Source organism: Micromonospora sp. U21 (assembly GCF_018070045.1).
In the GTDB taxonomy this organism is placed as follows: domain Bacteria; phylum Actinomycetota; class Actinomycetes; order Mycobacteriales; family Micromonosporaceae; genus Micromonospora.
Genome location: NZ_JAGPYK010000002.1, coordinates 130,846 through 149,541, shown reverse-complemented (window position 1 = coordinate 149,541; position 18,696 = coordinate 130,846). Strand labels below are relative to the sequence as shown.

The 18,696-nt window shown below is 72.0% G+C and carries 16 protein-coding genes; 1 reads left to right on the top strand and 15 read right to left on the bottom strand.

The window, feature by feature from the left end; translation table 11 throughout:
* Positions 1–9: 9 nt before the first annotated feature.
* The 12 genes from KBX63_RS03410 to KBX63_RS03355 all read right to left on the bottom strand — a co-directional run bounded on the left by KBX63_RS03410 (position 10) and on the right by KBX63_RS03355 (position 13,095).
* On the bottom strand, positions 10–1,446 hold the full coding sequence (locus KBX63_RS03410) for a baseplate J/gp47 family protein (protein WP_210907988.1): 1,437 nt from the start codon (positions 1,444–1,446) through the stop codon (positions 10–12).
* Positions 1,439–1,963, bottom strand: a complete 525-nt coding sequence (locus tag KBX63_RS03405; protein WP_210907975.1) for a hypothetical protein — start codon at positions 1,961–1,963, stop codon at positions 1,439–1,441. Before KBX63_RS03405 ends, KBX63_RS03410 begins: the two co-directional genes overlap by 8 nt.
* Before the next feature lies 1 nt (position 1,964).
* Complete coding sequence (locus KBX63_RS03400; RefSeq protein ID WP_210907973.1) at positions 1,965–2,288, bottom strand: hypothetical protein; 324 nt, start codon at positions 2,286–2,288, stop codon at positions 1,965–1,967.
* 10 nt (positions 2,289–2,298) lie between these two features.
* Positions 2,299–4,326 carry a hypothetical protein gene (locus KBX63_RS03395; RefSeq protein WP_210907971.1) on the bottom strand — a complete coding sequence of 676 codons (2,028 nt, stop codon included), beginning with the start codon at positions 4,324–4,326 and terminating at the stop codon, positions 2,299–2,301.
* On the bottom strand, positions 4,323–4,976 hold the full coding sequence (locus tag KBX63_RS03390; RefSeq protein ID WP_210907969.1) for a hypothetical protein: 654 nt from the start codon (positions 4,974–4,976) through the stop codon (positions 4,323–4,325). Before KBX63_RS03390 ends, KBX63_RS03395 begins: the two co-directional genes overlap by 4 nt.
* On the bottom strand, positions 4,976–5,476 hold the full coding sequence (locus KBX63_RS03385) for a hypothetical protein (RefSeq protein WP_210907967.1): 501 nt from the start codon (positions 5,474–5,476) through the stop codon (positions 4,976–4,978). Before KBX63_RS03385 ends, KBX63_RS03390 begins: the two co-directional genes overlap by 1 nt.
* A gap of 2 nt (positions 5,477–5,478) precedes the next feature.
* Positions 5,479–6,957: a hypothetical protein gene (locus tag KBX63_RS03380; RefSeq protein WP_210907959.1), complete on the bottom strand. Its 1,479-nt coding sequence runs from the start codon at positions 6,955–6,957 to the stop codon at positions 5,479–5,481.
* Positions 6,954–10,163: a hypothetical protein gene (locus tag KBX63_RS03375; RefSeq protein WP_210907957.1), complete on the bottom strand. Its 3,210-nt coding sequence runs from the start codon at positions 10,161–10,163 to the stop codon at positions 6,954–6,956. The genes KBX63_RS03380 and KBX63_RS03375 overlap by 4 nt, the downstream gene beginning before the upstream one ends.
* A 2-nt stretch (positions 10,164–10,165) precedes the next feature.
* The gene (locus tag KBX63_RS03370; protein ID WP_210907955.1) at positions 10,166–10,420 is read right to left on the bottom strand and encodes a hypothetical protein; all 255 of its coding nucleotides are present in this window, start codon (positions 10,418–10,420) and stop codon (positions 10,166–10,168) included.
* A gap of 42 nt (positions 10,421–10,462) precedes the next feature.
* Entirely contained in the window at positions 10,463–10,891 is a 429-nt protein-coding gene (locus KBX63_RS03365; protein WP_210907953.1) for a hypothetical protein, read from the bottom strand.
* A 16-nt stretch (positions 10,892–10,907) separates the two neighbouring features.
* Complete coding sequence (locus KBX63_RS03360) at positions 10,908–12,077, bottom strand: hypothetical protein (RefSeq protein WP_210907951.1); 1,170 nt, start codon at positions 12,075–12,077, stop codon at positions 10,908–10,910.
* 76 nt (positions 12,078–12,153) lie between these two features.
* The gene (locus KBX63_RS03355) at positions 12,154–13,095 is read right to left on the bottom strand and encodes a hypothetical protein (RefSeq protein WP_210907949.1); all 942 of its coding nucleotides are present in this window, start codon (positions 13,093–13,095) and stop codon (positions 12,154–12,156) included.
* A 338-nt stretch (positions 13,096–13,433) separates the two neighbouring features.
* Between KBX63_RS03355 and KBX63_RS03350 the strand changes: the two genes are divergently transcribed.
* Positions 13,434–14,276 (top strand): hypothetical protein, encoded by an 843-nt coding sequence (locus KBX63_RS03350; RefSeq protein WP_210907947.1) that lies wholly within the window; start codon positions 13,434–13,436, stop codon positions 14,274–14,276.
* 109 nt (positions 14,277–14,385) lie between these two features.
* Here KBX63_RS03350 and KBX63_RS03345 read toward each other — a convergent pair whose 3' ends face one another.
* From KBX63_RS03345 to KBX63_RS03335, 3 genes are all read right to left on the bottom strand, one after another.
* A complete protein-coding gene (locus tag KBX63_RS03345) occupies positions 14,386–16,587 on the bottom strand; it encodes a hypothetical protein (RefSeq protein ID WP_307871595.1) in 2,202 nt (733 codons plus the stop codon).
* Between the two features lie 223 nt (positions 16,588–16,810).
* Positions 16,811–17,014 carry a hypothetical protein gene (locus tag KBX63_RS03340; RefSeq protein WP_210907943.1) on the bottom strand — a complete coding sequence of 68 codons (204 nt, stop codon included), beginning with the start codon at positions 17,012–17,014 and terminating at the stop codon, positions 16,811–16,813.
* A 136-nt stretch (positions 17,015–17,150) separates the two neighbouring features.
* Complete coding sequence (locus tag KBX63_RS03335) at positions 17,151–18,464, bottom strand: hypothetical protein (RefSeq protein WP_210907941.1); 1,314 nt, start codon at positions 18,462–18,464, stop codon at positions 17,151–17,153.
* Positions 18,465–18,696 lie beyond the last annotated feature (232 nt).

Genomic DNA, 18,696 nt, shown 5'->3' with positions numbered 1-18,696 from the left:
CGCGTCCCCTCAGACGATCCGGAACGGCCGGGGGGCGTCCCGGTCGACGTAGACGGGCACCTGGTTGGCGGCGAGCACCGCGTTGTCACCGACCGGCAGCCGCTGCACCCCGTCGCCGGTGGGCGCGCTGCCGGTCACCACCGCCGCCGAGTCGGCCGGGAAGCGGACCAGCCGCAGCTCGCGGACGTCGGCGACGCCCGGCTCGTTCATCAGCGTCCAGATCACCTCGGCCGCGCGGACCGGCTCACCGAAGGGCAGCTCGTCGACGTAGCGGCGCAGCCGGGCGTGCAGCCGGGCACGCAGCTCGGTGGCGGCGGTGGACGCGTTCACCGTCTCCCGGGAGCCGGTGGGCAGTGGCAGGCCACGGATCACCAGGTCGGCCTCCACGCCGATGCCCACCTCGTCGGCCCGGTCCACCGATGCGAAGATGCCCACCGGGCGCAGGTCCTCGATCACCGACTCGACGGTGGCGTGCAGCCCGTCGGGGCCGTCCCAGATGGCCGCCGCGGTCGGCGCGACCAGCACCGTCACGTAGTACGGGTTGCCGAGGTCCCGTTCGGTGCTGAAGACCCGCTCGATGAAGTTGAAGTTGCCGAAGATGGACTGGTTGAGGTCCAGGCCGCCCCGGCCGTCGAAGACCTGCACCTGCCGTACGCCGGGCACGGTGGCCACGGCCAGTCCGATCGCCTCGGCCGTCCAGATGGACCGGGGCGCGGCCAGCAGGAGCTGCCGGTAGCGGGCGTCGGGGACCTGCTGTTCGCCGCCGGTCAGCGCGACGGTGTGGGTGATCTCCACCAGCTCCTTCCCGGCGGCCTGCTCGGCGTCGTCCAGGTCGGCCAGCAGGGTGTCGGCCCGGTTCCACCGGTCGATCTTCTGGCTGGGCTCGGTGGGGTCGAGATTGTGCGACGGGCCGGGGTAGAACGCGGCGACGGCCGGGGTCCGCTCGCCGACGGCGGCGGAGAGCACCACCGTCTCGTCGAGCGCGACGTGGTGCCCGCCGGGTGTGGACAGTCGCGCGCCGCGGGGCAGCGTGAGCTGGGTCCGACCGGTCGGCAGGGCGGCCTTCAGCTTCAGTTTCACGGTGCCGCGGGCCGGCAGGTACGGCCGGGGGATGCCGAGTTCCTCGCCGAGGCGGGTCAGCGCGTCGGCGGTCGCCGACACCACGTACGAGTTGTCGTAGACCGCGCCGAGCGCCGCCCACAGCCGGGCGTCCTCCAGCGCGGCCAGTTCCAGCACCTTGCGCAGGACGGCGCCGCTGGTCAGGTCGACGTCCTCACCGAAGAGCAGCCGGGCGGTGGCCAGCTTCTCGGCGAGCAGCCGGGCGAAGGACTTCGGCACGAAGCCGGTCTCGACGATGCCGAATCCGGTCGAGCCGGTGGCCCGCAGCGCGGCGGCGTCGACCGCGAGGACGTCGGCCAGCTCGGCCGGGAGGGTGGGATCAGACATTGGGCAGCTCCCCGAGGTGCACCGAGAGCCGGTCGTCGGTGATGGTTTCGAACTGGACCTGGACCTGCAGGGTGCGTGAGGCGCGCAGCGCTGCCCGGGTGGCGTCGTCGGCGCCGCCTTGGCCATCGCCGGTGCCACCGACACCCAGCCGGCCGTCGTCGAGGTTGACGTCGACGATCCGGCGGACCCGGGGGTCACGGTCGAGCAGCGTGATGATGCCGATCCGCACCTGCTCGCGGATCAGGGTCGGTTCGACCGGTTCGGCCAGGGCGTTGAGCCCGTCGAAACCGAAGGTGGCGTCGAAGACGTTCGAGCCGCGCAGTGTCGTCAGCGCCACCGCGAGGCTCTGCGCCACGTTCTCGGTGCCGGCGACGAGGGCCAGCACCCGGCCGTTCGGGCCGTCGTCGAAGACGACGTCGCGGGCCAGGTCCAGCCCGGGCATGGTGGGTTCGAAGGCGAGGCCCCAGCCGAGGTACCGGCGCTGGGCGGCCTGCCGTTCCCGCTCGGTCCGGTCCATCTCAGACCGCCCGCAGCTTGCTCTGCCCCGCGCTGGCAGCCAGGCCCGGGGTGGAGCCGTCGGTGGCGCCGGTGAGCGAGTCCAGCGCCACGGCGACGCTGCCGACCATGAGCCTGCCGGCGGCGCCGGAGGCCGAGGTCACCGTGCTGCACTGCTTGGTGGAGTTGCTGGTGGCGATGGTGCACCCGGCCACCGACTTGCCGCTGATGCCGTCCAGCCGGACCACCGGGACGTGGTCGACGGTCAGCTTGCCCTGCCCGGCCGGGGAGACTTTTCCCTGGCTGGGGCAGTGCACGTCGCTCGACGTGGTGAGCACGAAGGGCATCTCGACCTCCTCAGTGGACGTTCATCGTGTTGCTGACCTGGACGTCGACGTCGTCGGCGGCGATGCTGACCGAGCCGCCGCTGATGTTCACCGCGCCGTTGCCGGCATCCAGGTCGATCTGGGTGGCGGTGATGGTGATCGAGCCGTCCTGTTTCATCACGATCGACGAGCCGCCGGCGGCGTGCTCGATGGTGATGCTGTCGGCCTCGTCGGCGCGTTCCGGGCGCTGGCCCCGGCCGCGCAGCTGGGCCCGGCCCACCCGCACGGTCAACTCACCCAGCTCGATGACCCGGTTGCCGTCGCCGTCGGTGAGGTCGTGCGCCACCTTGCCGTCGTGGTCGGCGGGCACCAGCGTGTCGCCGATGGACGAGCGGCGGTTGGTGTCGACCCCGACCGGCAGTGACAGCCACCAGTCCCCCGGCTGGGAGACCGGGGCGTGCCCGGTGGGCCAGAGCGCGCCCACCTCCACCGGGTCGTCGGGGGCGCCGTTGCGGTAGGCCAGCGCCACGCGGGTGCCCGGGTAGCGGGGCAGGATGAGTCCGCAGCCACCCCAGGCGAACGGGGTCAGGTACGTCACCCCGGGCAACGGTGCCGGCTGCTCCCTGCGTACCGGCAGCCGCCGGGCGCCGTTCGGTCGGCCGTCCGGGCGGGCGAGCCCCTCCCAGACCGTCTCGGTCTGCGCCGGCGGCTCGACCGCGCCGCTGGCGTTGGTGGCCGCCGCCCGCACCTCGCCGATCTCCAACCCGCGCGTCTCGCCGCGGGCCGCCCGGGCCGCGCGGCGCACCGCCTCGGCGGCGGCCACCCCGGGCGAGGAGGCCGGACCGGCCGGCTCGGCGGTGCCCACGCCGGAGGCGTCGCTCCAGCTGTCCCAGGCCTGGCTGGCCGACGCCACCTCCACCCCCTGCACCACCGTCACGAACCCGGCCGTCCGCGACAGGGTGTGCCGGGCGGCGCTGAGGTAGAGCAGCTTCGCCCCGGGACCCAACTCGCCGGTGGACGGGGCGAACGGGGCGGCGAACGAGCCGAGCAGCGCCGCGCCGACGCTGCCCAGCGTGGTCGCCTCGTCCACCGCCGGCGGGTCGAAGCGGACCAGGTCGCCGGGCTTGAGATCGGGGCGGCCCTTGAGGGTGAGCGTCCACGCCCGTCGGCGCGGCGGCGCGGTGCCGCCCGTTTCGGTGTCCGCGTAGGGGTCGGTGTCCTGGCTGCCGTTCTCGGTGCACTCGAGCAGGCCGGTGGCGAGGGTGAGCGGCTTCGGCTCCCCCTCCGGGTACGGGATCGGCCGCTTGCCGACGTGCACGGTGCCGTCGCGGATCAGCAGCATCCCCCGCCCGTACGCGTTCAGCGACTGCTGCAACGCGCCACCGATCCGGTCCAGCGCGGCGCGGTAGAGCAGCCCGGCGCCGAAGGCGACCCGCTCGTCACCGGCCGCCTCGGTGGCGCCCCGGGTCATCGTGCCGTCCGGGTTGGCGCCCCAGCCGGCGATGTCCACTCTGGTCCGTTCGGCGATGGCTCGGATCGCGGCGGTGAAGGTGGCCGCCTCGAACCGCTCGGCGACCCGCTGGCCGAGCCGGGCGTACGCCTGCTCGACGAGGGTCAGCTCGGTGTCGTACGTCCGCTCGCCGGTGAGCCGGCGCACCTTGGTCACCCGCAGCACGGCGACCAGCGCCTGGGTCAGCTCGGCCGGTGAGGGGCCGGCGTTGACGCCGACCAGGTTGGTGAAGAACGCGCCGACGGAGGTGTTGGCGTCCCGCCAGTACAGGTGCAGCTTCGCCACGAGCGGCGGTTGTCCCTCGGCGGTGCGCAGCGCGGCGAAGTGCTCGTCGATCAGCCCCTGCACGGTGATCGTGTATGCGCCGGGGCCCAGCCCGTCGGGCAGCGCGGCGTCGATGGCCGCGTAGTAGTCGGCGCTGGACAGGGTGAGGGCCGAGTCCTGGCTGAGCCCGGTCGGGGTCTCGCGGTGGAAGGTCAGGGTCCAGCCGGCGTCGTTGCCGACCGCGCCCTGGCGTACCTGGCCGGTCTGGAACGGCGTGAGCGTCATCGCAACACCCTCCGCAGCTTCTTGTCGAGCAGATAGCGGTAGCGCAGCTTGCCGGGGCCCAGCTCGGATTCGACCCGCTGGGCGGGCGGGCGTCGACGCCAGACGAACTCGTTGATCGGCGGCGGACCGAACCGGTCCACGGCGCGGTCCGCCGGCCGCCAGGCCAGCGTCACAGACGAGCCGTAGTCGCCGGAGCCGCGTACCGTCCCGGCGTGCAGCAGCCAGCTCAGCACCAGCAGTTCGACGGCGACCGGGGCGGGCGCGGCGGCGTCGGCGGCGGGCGGGCCGGCGTCGGGGCACACCCGGCGCAGCCCGGCGGCGAGCGGCACCGAGCCGAGGATCTGGGTGCCCTGGCGGACGACCAGCCGTAGCGGCACCCGGCCGACCAGCGCCGGTGGTCGGGGGGTGGCCGGTGGTGCCGGCCGGGGCGCCAGGTCGTCGGCGGAGCTGCTGACCACGGCGAGCGGGTCGGTGTCCAGCCACTGCCGGGCCAGCCCGGTGGGCAGGATCAGCACGCCGTGCACGCCGGCGCCCAGCTCGACGCGGTGCGGCAGGCCGGCGGTGAGGCTCTGCCGGACCTCGGTGAACCCGGCCGGCACCTCGATCGGCGTCTCCGGCAGCAGGTAGCGGTCGATCGGGAACGGCGGCATCAGTTTCCCAACCCGTCGGCGAGCGCGCCGACTCCGATGCTGGCCACGTCGAGCAGCTTGCCGAGCAGGCTGGGACGGGGCACGTGGACGAGGGTGATGGTGGTGTCCAGCACGTCGCGGCGGGCGGCCGAGGCGCTGAAGGTCAGCGACTGCACCTGCATGTCGGTGCGGATGGTCATCGAGGTGACCAGGATCAGCCCGCCGAACTTCCCGCCGGAGTACGCGGCCAGGGCGGTACCGCGTTTGCTCGCCTCGGCCATCGTCTCCAGGGCGAACTTCCAGGCGTAGCGTTCCGCGCCGACCAGCACCCCGGTCAGGGTGATGGTGTCGTCGTGGGTGGCCACGATGGCCTTGTGCGCGGTGGAGCCGATCGGTGGCAGGTGGTAGGTCTGGGCGAGGGAGATGGCGGTGACCGCCCAGAGCGGGATCGGCAGCACCCCGTCGCTGATGATCGCCGACGGCACCGTGTCGTACCGCATGAAACTGCTGGTGAACGCCATGCTCAGCGACCTCCGGTGGGTGGCAGTGGCACCGGTGCGCCGGTGGGTTCGACAGCCAGTCCCAGGTCGCGCAGCGCCCGGGTGATCTCGCGGACCTCGCCGACGGCGCTGGTCACCCGCAGCCGCAGCCGGCGTTCCTCGAGCGCCCGGCTGATCCGCGCCGGCCGGGTGGCCGCGGAGCCGCGCCGGTTGATCCGGTCGATCTCGGCGGCCGCGTCCTCCATCCGGGATATCGCGTCCAGGATCCGCGGGTCGGGGGTGAAGCCGGGGTCGTCGCGTTGCAGCCGGGCGATGCCGTCGCGGAAGTCTCCGGCGTCGCGGCGCAGGTTGGTGACCAGGTTCTCGGTGAGGGCGCTGACTCCGCCGACGCTGGTCGCGCGGTGCGACTTGTCGTCGACCAGCCACACCCAGCCGTCGTGACCGATGCCGACGAGGTCCGTGCCGGCGGCCTTGACGTTGGCGTCCGGCCCCTTGAGGAACAGCTCGATGCTGCTCAGCGAGAACGCGGCGGTGTACTCGCCGAGCACGCCCCGGCCGTAGGTGACCATGTCGTGGCGCAGGTAGGCGCGGAACCCGGGACCGTCGTCGGAGCGTCCACCCCGGTCCCGGAAGCGCTGCCACAGGGTGGCCAGCGCCTCCGGGTTGTGCAGGGCGAGCTGCTGGGTGAGCCAGACGTCGCCGCCGGCCACCACGGCGCGCAGCTCCGGGTCGGCGATGCGCGCGAGTGCCGCGGTGAGCCGGGTCTGACTGACCTGCAGGCCACGGTTGCGGGCCCGACCGAGGTCGTCCAGGGCGGTGCGTAGCCGGCCCAGCTCGGCGGGGGTGAGCCGGCCGCCGAGCCGGGTCTCGAGGTCGGCGACGGCGGCGCGCTTGCCGCCCTCGGTCTCGCTGGCCACCGCCCGCCACAATGCCTGCGGCTCCAGTGCGGCGGCGCGGCGTACGGCTGCCTGCCGGTTGGCGGGCATGGCCCGGAACGCGTCGTTGACCGCCGCGGCCGGCTCGGAGTGCAGGCCGACTGCCCCGCCGCCGGCCTCGAACTCCCGCAGCATCGAGTCGGCGTACGCGGCCGCGTCCTCGGCCAGCCGCAGCGGCGCGTCGCCGACGATGCCATCGCGGGGTCGGCTCAGCTCGCGCATCTCGGTGCGGAGCTGGTCGAAGGATTCGCCGAGCGCTTCCACCCGCACGCCTTCGGGTAGAGTCCCGCCCTCGAGCACGTGGTCGAGGATGCCGGCGATCCGCTCCCGCAGCACGGCGATGCGCTCCAGCCGGGACACCGCGTTGCCCAGATGCAGGTCACCCACGTCGTCGACGACGCGTCGGATGATGTGCTCCAGCAGCCGTCGGGCGCGTACCTCGCCGGCGTCGCCGTGCCCGGCGACGGTGCGCAGGAAGCGGCGCAGCCGCGGGTTGGCGTCGGCGGCGGCGTGCACCGCGGCGGCGTCGAGGAAGCGGCCGGCGCGGAACCGGCGGGGCGGAGTCACGGCCGCACCACCGGGACGTGGGGCCCGGCGGCGGCGCCACCGGGTTGCGAGTCGAGCACCATGAGGATGAACCCGGCGCCCTCCGGGCCGCCGACCGAGCTGCGCAGCATCGCCTCCCGCTCCACGTACGCCAGCAACGGTTCCATCAGCTTCTGGACGACGCGTTCGAGCACCTCGTTGAGCAGGATCTCGGTGATGAACGCCTGGAGCAGGTCACGGGAGGCCGCCTCGATGACCTGCCGGGCGAGCCGGCGTGCCACGTACCGGCCACCGGACCGTAGGCCGGCGCGCAGCCCGTACCGCAGGGCGACCCGGCCGCCGCGCACGGCCGCGCCGCCGATGGTGCCGACCTCCGGTACCAGCGACAGCGCCAGCCCGAGGTACGCGGCGAAGAGCTCCACCTCCACCTCGGCGCGGGTGAGCACCAGCTCCGGGTCGATCAGCGCCCCGTAGAGCCGTTCCCGCCGGTGGGCGTGGACCACGTCACCGACGGCGACGGCCACCCCGACGGCGAAGCCCAGCGGTGGGCAGAGCACCGACAGGGCGATGATCCCGACGGTCAGCGCGAACGCGGACAGCGCCTGCCGGCCCAGTTCGCTGCTGAACAGGTCGTCGACGCCGAGCGCATAGAACGAGTTGCCGCCGAAGAACTCGCCGAGCTGCTGGTGGGTGACGAGGTGGATGCCCTGCAGGGCGTACCGGCCACCGGGGATGGTCGCCGACGGGATGTGTTCGCTGATCCGGCTGGAGCGGAACGCGAACCCGGCGTCCTCGCGGGCGCGTCCGAGCATCTCGGCGTTGTTGCGCTGCATGTCGTGCAACACCCGCCACAGCTCGGCGCGGATCGCGTTCCGGTCGCCGGCGAAGCGAGCCAGCACGTCGGGCAGGTCGGTGATCTGCTTGACCAGCGGGTCGATGCCCTCGGCCTCGCCGCGCTGGATGACCATCGCCTGCTCGATGTCGGCGACGGTCCAGAGCACCCCGTGGGAGTCCCGGATCCGGGTCACGCCGTCCCGCTCGACGATCTCGCCGGCCGCCCCGGGGCTGGTGAAGGCGGTCTCGGCGGCCAGGAACGTTCCGGAGAGCGAGTGCGCCGCCCCATACCAGGCGGTGGAGGGGTTTACCAGGCTGGCGGTGGCGAGCGTCCCTCCACCGGTGCCGGTGTGGGTCACGACCGTTCGGGCCGCCTCGTGCCGGCGTAGCCGGTCCCGGAGGCCCTGCAACTCGACGTACTCGGTGAGTTGGGAGACGATCAGCCGCTCGAAGATCGGCGCGTACCGGTTGAAGTTGGTGATCCGAGCCTGGATGCTCTGCCGCGAGGTGAGCAGCAACTGCACCAGCAGGGCCTTGTTGCCGATCACGAAGATCGTCCCGACGGCGTCCTTCACCGCTGGCGTGAACTCGTGCAGGAAGTGCAGGTTCCAGGCGGCCGGATGCTCGAACCAGTCGCTGCGGATCCGGGCCCAGTGCTCCGGCTTCCGGTAGACGGCCATGATCCGCTCGGCGAGGTTGTCCAGCCGGGGCACCACCCCGGCGAGGTGGCGCAGGAACTGGATGGCGGGCGAGGCGACCGGCCGGAAGTCCAGCGGCCCGAGCCGGCCGGTGCCCTCCGGGACCGGGCGGCTGAACGCCTCCCGTTCCGCCGCGCCGACCAGTACGCCGATCGCGGCGGCCCGGGCGCGCAGCACCGCGGCGGCCTGGAGGCAGAAGGTCGCCGGGTAGCGGCAGGGCTGGTTCATCTGCAGCCGGAACGCGATGTCGTCCATCAGCCGGCGCAGGTCGTCGGCGTCCGTGCCGAGCGCGTCGAGTTCGGGTTCGCCGTTGAGTGATCCGCACGGCGGGATCTCCGCACGCCCGCCGGTGACCAGTGGGAACCGGCTCGCGTTGGCGCCAGGCGGCGCGGTCGGGGCGCTCGGGTCGAAGACGAACCCCCCTCGTGGCGTACCGCCGGCTCCGTCGCCGGTGCCGCCACCGGCGCCCGCGCCGGTCCCTGTGCCGTCGCCCGCCCCGGTGCCCGTGCCACCGGCGGCTCCCGTACCACCGCCGGCACCGGAGCCGGTGCCGCCGCCCGGGCCGGTACCGCCGCCGACGCCACCGCCGGGCGGCGCGTTCGGGTCGACCGGCGTTGTCGGGTGCTGCTCGACGCTGATCGGGAGCAGGTTGGCCCGCCCGGTCCAGTGCAGCGTCGCGTCGGTGGCCTCGGTGCCGACCAGCAGCAGCGACGTCCCGCCGACCTGGACGATGATCAGGCTGGTCGGCGTCGCGCCGCCCAGCGAGCCGACGATCCCGTCGACCCGCCGGTTCACCTCCACCTCGACGGCCCGCTCGACCTGCGCCCGGTACTCCTCGGCGGTGGTGGTCTCGCCGCGCGGCTGGGCGGTGCGGAGCCGGGACCGGATGTCGGCGCCGATCTCCTCGTCCACCATGGCCACCAGCGCGGCCCGGTCGGCGACCGGTCGGCGGTCGACCGTGCCCGGTTGCGGGCTGGGCGTCCGCGCCTCGATCTCGAAGTGCGGCTGCGGGGTGGCCCGGAAGACCGTCTCGCCGAACCGGTCGAAGGTGAAGTACGACAGCGGGGTCGTGGTCACCATGACCAGCCACACCTGCCGCCCCCCGGGGTCGGTGACCCGGGCGATGACGCCCTGTGGGGTGCCGGAGGGAAGGCCACCGTGCTGCCGGACCGCCTCGCGGGCCAGCTCGGCGAAGTGGCCGACGAGGTAGGTGACCGGGCGCAACTGCCACTCGTAGCGCACCGGCGGGGGCTCGTCGCCGTCCACCGGAACCTCGGCGGCGTCGCCACCGTCGTCGTAGGACGGCACCCGGTAGACGGCCAGCAGGTGGCGCATCCGCTGCGGGTCGAACAACTCGGCCGGCGGCCGGCTCAGCGGCGCGGCCACCCCGACCGGCAACCCCGGGTCCAGCCGCGCCGCGGTCACCACCTCGTCGATGCGCCGGCGCAGCCGGGCCTCGAAGGCCCGCCGGTCGTCCGGGGACACCCGCTCGCCGGCCGCGCCGGTCCAGCGGAACTTTGGAGCGCCGGGTCGTACCTCCAGGTAGCCGCCGCGCGGCGCGACCACCTCCCGGCGGGAGCGTTCCAGGGCGCGGGCCAGGGCCGCGGCGAGCGCCTCGGTCACCGCCTCCGGCCGCTCGGTCAGCGACCGGGCGTCCAGCCGGATCTGCACCGGCACGTTCACCGAGATGGCCACTGTCAGGACCGCCCGTCCAGGTGCTCGGCGAGCCGGGCCAGCGCGAGGTCCGCGAGCGCGTCGGCGTCGACCGCGCCGCCGGCGGCGACCACCTCGATCTCCACCGGGAAGTGGTACGCGATGACCGCGCGGTCGTCCTCGGCCACCTGCTCGGCCTCCGCCTCGCTGCCGGCCGCCGGCAGCACCAGTTCGCCCGCGTGCACCAGGGCGAGCCCGGTACGGGTGACCCGGGCGGCACGGCCAGCTCCGGTCGCCATCTGCTACCTCCGGTTCGTCGTCGGCGGGCTGTCGTTGGCGGGTCAGGGCAGCACGGACTGGTCGCCGGTCTTCGGGTCGACGGTGGCGGCCAGGCTGAAACCGCTGAAGGTCGCCGCCGGGGCGCCGGAGATGGTGGCGGTGGTCGGCGTCGCGCTGGTGATCAGGCAGTCCTGCAGCACGAAGGAGGAGAACGCCCAGTCGTCGCCGGTGTGCTCCAGCAGGGTGATGTCGAAGAGGTCGCCGTCGAGCGCCAGCTTGGTGAGCCGGCCGGCGACGTCCCCGATGGCCTTGACGGTCATCGTGAAGTTCATCGACACCGGAGCGTGGATCGCGCCCATGTGCGTCACCTCGCACGAGTGCAGCGGCTCGACGTTGAGCGAGAAGGACGGGCTGAACGAGTCGATCGGGCTGATCAGCACCGTCTCGGTGCCCTTGGTGTACTGCACCGCGAGGCGGGTCTTCCACTCCATGGTCTGGTTCCTCCGGTCAGAACTTGGCCACGAGCGTGACCAGCAGGCGGCTCACGGCCGGGCCGTACGTGACGGTGACGACCAGGTCGACGGTGCGGTCGGCCCGGGCGGTGGTGACGATCGAGGTGTCGGTGGCGGTGCGGGCGACCTCCGGGATGGTGAGGATGTCCAGCACCGGGATCTCGATCCGGTAGTCGTCGATCACCGCCTGCCGCTTGAGCGGGCCGAGGATGCCGTCCACCTGGGTCTTCAGCAGGGTCATGCCCGGCTTGGTGATCCGCGCGTCGCCGATCAGACCGATCAGGCCGGCGCGGAGCATGAACTCGATCTGGTCGAGGGTGCGCAGCAGGTCCATGTGCAGCAGGCTCGCGTCGGAGGTGAAGAGCCGCCCGTCGGCGAAGTGCAGGCTCTCCCCGGTGATCAGGCTCGGGTCGATGATCGGGGTGAGGTTGGCCTCGGACAGGCCCTTGATCTCGGCCGGGCTGTACTGCTTGGCCACCGGCATGGCCACCCCGCGGATCTTCTTCAGCACGATGCTGTGGTGCACCGGCAGCCCGGCCACGGCGGCCATCGCGGCGGTGGCGGCATCGCCGTCCGCGCCCCGGGCCGCGATCATCACCATCCGGCTGGTGCTGCTCTTGAGCGGGTTCGCCGCGGTGGTGATGTCGGCGACGTAGGTGGGACTCTTCTCGGTGGCCGGGTTGACCATGGCGAAGCCGATCCGCCGCTGGCCAGCCGCCGACATCGTCTCCACGTGCGCCTTGAGCGCATGCAGCCCGGTCGGCGCGCCCGCCCCGGCGGGGTTGCCGACGGTCGACTCGTTGGCCAGCGACACCATGGTCACGTCGTCTGCGGCCTCCAGGCCGCTGAGCGCGGCGGCGTAGTCGTCCCCGGCGACCTTGACCCCGTACACCTTGGCCGGGCGCGGGTCCTGGAGGAACGCCAGCTCCAGCGAGTTGTAGAGGGCGTTGCGGACCACGTTGCCGGCCTGCCGGCGGGCGAAGTTGGTGACCGCGTCGTCGAGGGTCTCGATCCGGACCGGGGTGTTCGCCGGCGCCGAGCCGCCGTCGGCGGTGGCCGGGGTCTTGCCGACCACGGCGATGACGCCCGGCGAGCGCTGGGCCAGTGGCGCCGGTGGCGGCACGATCCGGACCTCGATGAACGGGAATGCTGCTGTCGGTGCCACGGGTCCTCCCGGACGGAGTTGCTGCTGCGGTCGGTAGGCGGCTCCCGGCCGCTGTGGGTGGCAGCGGCCGGGAGCCTCAGGTGTTCACTGCGGCCAGTCCGATGCCACTGCGGGCGAGCCACTGGCCGGCCCGAGCGAACCGGGCGGCCCTCCGTTGTGCGTCGGTGCCGCTGCCGCCGCCGGGCCAGCCGTCGTCGTTGAACGTCTCGATGGGGACCACCCAGACGGCGACGACCCGGTGCCGCCGCCGGACGTCGTCCGGCGCGGGCACGTCCAGCCCCAGCTCCTCGGCGCGGGCCCGGACCAGGCGGGTCTCGACGAGCAGGTCGGCCAGGGAGAAGCCCCGGTCGCGGACCAGCACGGCGGCGGCGAACGGCAGCGGGCGCGGGGTGGGTGGGGCGGCCGGCGGGGCCGCGTAGCGCAGCTTGACGGTGGCGCCGGCAGCCTGACCGCGCATCCGCGCCACCAGGTCACCGGCGTTGGCAGCACCCACGCCGGCGAGCAGCCGGTCCAGGTGCGCGTCGGTGAACGCGGCCGGCTGGTGCAGCCCGGCCCGCAGCCGGGTCACCAGCCGCGTCCGGCGCTCGGTCTCCAACTGGGCCGGGTCGGCCGGCAGCGCGCCCAGGTCGGCGATGATCTGCGGGTCGACGTCGAAGGCGGGCACCGCGACGTCGAGATCCTCGACCCGGTCCCGGGCCGCGCTGGTGCGCACCACCAGGCTGCCCCGCCAGAGCGCGTCGATGCGCAGCGCCGAACCGCCGAGGCCGTGCAGGCGTACCCGCAGCTCGGTGCGGGTGGTGCCGCCGGAGCCCAGCCACTCCCCCTCGGCCAGGGTGACCGGGGCGGCGGCGAAGCCGAGGGTCAGCTCGTCGAAGACCGCCGCGTACGGAGGCGCGACCGGCATCGCCTCGGTGTCGTACGCGGCCTCCACCAGGTGTGCCAGCGACGCGTCGTCGAAGACCGCGGCGCGGGTGCCCGGATCGGCCAACCGCACCAGCACTCCGTCGACGAAGTCCATTGCACCGGCCTCCCCGCTGCCCGCGCCGGGTGCACAGTGCCCGGCTCGGCACGAGGATCGCGAAGGGCCCGTCACGCAACCGTCACCGCCACCGTCACCGCGACCGGAAGCGGCCCGGACTGTCGGGAACTGAGCACCGGGGACGGCCCGGCGCCGGACGGAATGTTCTCTCGCGAGCGCGATACCTCAGAGTCATTTTGATACCGCAGAGTCATCACGCTCATCGTGGTGGCCGGCGCCCCAGCTCTGCCGCTTGCCGCTCGCGTCGGCGTGGCGGCGAGCGGATCGGTCACCGGTTGTTAGCGTGGCATGCGGATCCGTGACCATGGAGGGGTGCCATGACGGACGCCCCCGACGGGACGCCGAAGACCGCGGATCGGTGGCGACAGTGGGGTACCCGCGGGCTGAGCGTCACCCGGGACGCGAGCGTCCGCGGTTGGCGCTGGTGGACGCGGACCTGGGACCGACTGGTCGCCGCGCTGCAGGATGAGGCGCCCGTCGGGGCCGGCGCCGCACCATCGCCATCCGGCCCGCTCGTCGAGCAGCGCCACGTGCCGCGGCTGATCGCGGTTCCCGCCCGGGGGTACGTGTACTCCTTCTACATCCGCGCCACGTTCGCCTGGTCGTCTCAGGCGAGCCTGCGGTCCGAGGTGCTGAGCTGGTACGTGCGGTACTTCCAGCCGAACGCGATCCAGCGGCTGACCCGGCTCGCCGCCGACGCCGCTCGAGACCTACCGCCGAACCGGGCAGGCGACCTGGAAGTGGCGTTGCAGCGGGCGCTCGCCGACGACCCCATCTGGCGCTACGAGCGGGGCGAGGTCGTCATCACCTGCCAGCCCGACGCCTCAGTCCGGCTCGACGAGCGGATCATGCCAGCGCTCCAGCCGCACATCGACCGGCTGGTCAAGCTCGAGTACCAGTTCGACGAGCAGCTTCGGCGAGCCCGGTACGCCGAGGAGCTGAGCCGCCGCTGGGCGGAGATCCTGGCCCAACACGCCACCGTGACCGGCGACCAAGACTTCGCCGACGCCCGCGACCACATGCTCACCGCGCAGAGGGACGCCGCACGGTGGATCAAGGAACTCCTCCACCACCGCTCCAAACACCCCGCCGACCCGATCCCCTCCCCCTTCATCCCACCCCAGCAGACCCGCCCAGCCCCGGATACACCCCCTTCGTGACGCTGCAGACCGCGCACAGCACCTCGCCCGCCCGCCACGCCCTCGTCGCGTAGTCACGCCGGTCCTTGCGCTGGAATGGATAGTTCTTGGTGGACCCCTCGCCACGCCGTCACGCTGCCCGACGGTCCGGCCAGCTACTCCGCTCCTCCAGATCTGCTCGCAGCTGGTCTGCCAACTCACGGACTGCCGCCGCGTACCGATCGTCCGATTCATTTGGCATGTGCCCCTTCACCTGTGGCGGGGCGCTCTCCCCTGGCTGAGGCAGCACGTTTTCGGGGTCGCGTAGGCGGCGATCCACCAACGCGGCGGGCGAAGGGCGCAGGGGAGAATCCCCGGGCCGATGCCCGGAGAAGATCCAGCCACCGATGGGGTCGGTGTCGCTCCACAGGTTCAGCCAGCGCCACCCGATCCGGTCGCCGACCTCGTGCAGCACGGGATCGCCGAAGTACGCGGGGTGGAGCTGGGCGTAGAGCCGTTTGAGGGGGGAGGCGTAGGTGAGCAGCGCGACTCGTCGCCGCACCTCTGGGGGCAGTCGCAGCACGGTTGCGGCCAGAATGACGGACCCGTGGCTGTGTCCGCTGAGCACCACACCGTCGTAGCGCCGCGCCAGCCGGCAGATCCGATCCGTCAGCTCGGGGACCGCCCGGTCGGTATAGCAGGGCGGCGCGAACGGGTGGGCCGCGTGGGGCCAGAAGGTGCCGATGTCCCACAGCACTCCGCCGTAGCGGCGAAATCCCGCCGTCTCGTTCGGGAACAGCGCGCCGACCAGGAGCCCGCCGACGACCGCGAGAATCATGTAGCTGCCGATGGCCATCACCACGCTCACCGCCCCACTCGACACGCCGAGGCGGTTCTGCACCAGCGGGCCGGGCTCCAAGCCCACAAGAGCCAGCACGCCGGCCGCGAGCCCGATCACGGTCAGGCACGCGTAGGCGATGCCAAGTGTGCCCAACTGCTCGGTGAGGGAAGCCCGGCTCACCGCTTTCCTCACTCGTTGCACCTGAGTGGTCGCTTCCGGAGGAGGAGCTGGGTAGTCCCGGGTCACGATGGCCGCCGCGGTCCGCCGACGGTCCGCGCGAGCCGACAGGATGATGATGACCCACGTCGCCGCGCCGGCGATCGTGGTCAGGAAGAAGGCCAGGATCGCCCACCGGTACGCCGGCGCTGGCACCGCCGGGTCGCTGGGCCGCAGCACGAACGTCGGCCCGCTGAGCAGGGACGCCGTCCGGTAGACCAACTCGCCGGAAAGGGCCCCGGCCAGGCCCGCCGCGACTGTGGCGACGATGACGGCGCCCAACCCGTGCAGCAGCGCCGGCCGGCGATCCCGGCCGTCAGGACGCCACAGCACCAGTACGGCGAGCGCGACGAGCAGCGCCGTCTGAGCGACGAAGACGATGGCGACGATGGCGTCGTACCTGGGCAGCCCGTTCGACCGCGGCCAGCGGACCGGCCCCATGGCGACGGCCCCGAGCGTCGCGACCGTCAGGCCGCCGGCTACGACCTGCAGCGTCACCGGCATCCGATCCGTGGTGCTGTCGGTCGGGGTCGGCTCCAGCAGGCCCGAGAAGCAGAGCAGCACAACACACGTGGCCAGCAGCGCTCCGGTGAGCGCGGACAGCACGATCACCGCCACGGACGCCCCGGCGGCGGCGCGTGCGGCGAGCAGCACGAGGTCCAGCGTGACGAAAGCAGCGGCGACGTGGATCGCGCGAAGCCGCTTCGCCGTCGGCGAAACGTCCCACCGGTCCAAGGCCGCGAAGTGGGCATCCTGCGAGTCCGCCGTCGACAACCGGAAGGCCCCGTACGAGCGAACCTGTCGTGCGCTGAGCAACCACACCAGTGCCACCGCGGCGAACGGCACCAGGGCCAGCAGCGCCAGGCGCAGACCGACCGGTCGGCCGGCCAGCCAGGACAGCCAGCCACGCCCGGCGAGACAACGGGACGAGCCCAGGCACGTCCATCCCAGGAGATCGAGGACGACCCCGGCTGCCGTCAGCGCGTACAGCAGCGTCAGGGTGAGCGCAAGGAGCCGGCACAGCGCCGTGACGCCGGACCGCAAGCCCCCGCCCGCTGGACGCATCCAGAAGGTCATGTTGCTCAGCATGAACGGCAGGAGAAAGACCAGGGACAGCGTTCGCCCCGCGGTGCCCGAGGGCAGGTCGCTCCACTGGTACGCCTCCAGCACGGTCCCGCCCGGACCGGAAGTATGCCGGGATTGCGCCCCGGGGCGGTAGAAGCCGGCCCGCCGGTCGCCGGCCACCTGACGGACGTCCTGGCAACCGAGCATTTGACCGGCCCCGGTGCCTGCCACCCCGTGGACCCTCAGCTCCACGATCTCCCCCGACAACCGCCCTGGTACGGACGACGGTGTCACGTCGCACATCAGTCAGCGACCCCCAAGCGCGGCGGCCAGCAGACAATGGGCAGCCGCGACCACGATTGCAGTGGTCACTGCCTGGGCTGGCGCTGATGTCTACCCGCGCCGGCCCCCGACAACCACCCGGCGGAGGGTGTGGCGCTTTGGCGGCTATTGCTTACTCCTCGTCCTGTTTTTCCATCTCGCCGGTCGCCTCGTAATGCCATCCGTCATCGTCGCGGCGAACCCTGCGGTACTCCACGTACCAGGTGCCATCACGGCTTTCATGGGTGAACTCCACGAGTTCGTCAGTGGCGCCGGGCAGTTGCCGATCCACCCCGTCGAGTGGCCCACCGTGCAGGTGCGCAACCAATCCAGTCATGCCCGCCGCCTACCCGCGCCCTTGCCGGGCCATGCCTCCGGCGGCACCGCACGTGCTGCTCCCCAACATAGAAGACGAGCGGCCTGGCGACCTCGGTGCCGACCGCCCGGCCGACGGCCTTGCGCGTGGCGTCCGGTCAGGCAGCGACTGCAGGGAACACTACGAGCGATCCGTCGCTGCTTCGTTCGATCTCAATCGCAACGTCAGCCTGGTGGATTCCCACGTTGAGGCCATCGGCCAAGCCGCGAAGGCGATATGCGGCTTTGAGTAGGTCGTCGACCTCGCCCTGCGTGAACATGATGCTTCGGAAACCGCCGTGCCGCTTCAACTCGAGAGTCGACAATCGAAGTAGGATCGAGTTGATGCCTGATTCCAACTCGTCGACGCGACGCTCGTCGTCCTGCAAGCTTCCGATGAAGCTCTTGAACGGATTGTCCGTTCCCGGCTGTTGAGCGTGTTCAACTGCTTGAAGCACGAGCACTCGGCGTTTGAGAGCAATGGCGAGTCGGGCAAGCTCCATGTGTGCGCGGAATGCACCGCCCTCCTCGTTGATACCGGGGAATGACTTCGTCAATGCACCGACTTCAACCGGGCCGTCGGGCAGCGCAGCTAGCGCATCTTGCCACTTCATGAGCCGACGCTTGGTCCGTTCGATCGCCGTGTTGATCGCGTACGACGAGGAATCCAGTCCTAACGACAGGCCGATTCTTCCCTGGTCGAGGAGAACCGACGTCGCCTTGTCGATCGCGTCACGACAACCGTCCAACTCGCTGCGTTCGTTCTCGAGTTTGTCTTCGTGCAACTGCTCCAGGAGGTCGGTGATTCGCTCGATCGCTTTCTGGCGTTGATGATCAGCGTAGGCGCTGACGCTGACCGCGACGGCCATCAGCACAAGTGGCGCGGCCACTGTCAAGGCTCCGGTGCTGGCCACGGCCACACCAGCCGTGGTGGCCGAGCCGGTTGCAGCACCTGCAACAGCGGCCTTGCCAGCAACGGGCACAAACGTGGCTTTTGCTACGATGCCAGTGGAGTTGACCAGGTCGCCGTAGAACCCTCCTGCAGATGCCTTCGCAGCCATGGGCCGGACAAGTCCTTTACCGACCTGTGCGGCGAACTTTGCCGGTACCACCATTTTATAGAGCACGTCACCGGCAGCGGCGACGTTCAGCGTCGGAGGAGCTGACTTCGCTGTCTGAGCCACGAGTTGCGACAACTGTTGAGCGAGCGGACTGGCTGCATGAAGCGGAATCCCCCCGTTACGATCGCGCTTGGTTGACATCGGATGCGCTTCGAGCGTGGCGATGCGGGAACCTGCAAGTGTTGCCAGGACTGTTCTCAGTTCTGCGAGCCGGGCCGGTGTCATGCCCTCATCGCCTAGCACGTCCGGCACGCTCACGGCCTCCGTAGCGAGTGTCCATACTGGCACGGCTGCCTTGTTATCAGTGCTCACGTCTTGTCCCCTCCCCAAACTGACATCCACACCATAGGCGGTGGTAGCGACACCAACAACAACCTCAGGCCGCAGACGGCAGTCACCGCTATTCGTTATAGGGCTCTTCGGACAATTGGTGGGGGTGGGGCCCGCCAGGTGACACCAACGTCCGGCTGGCGGCCTTTCGTCAGCGCAGCCGTCCATTCCGGGGTGCCCTGACCCGGTAGCACGATGACGTGGTTGTCACCGC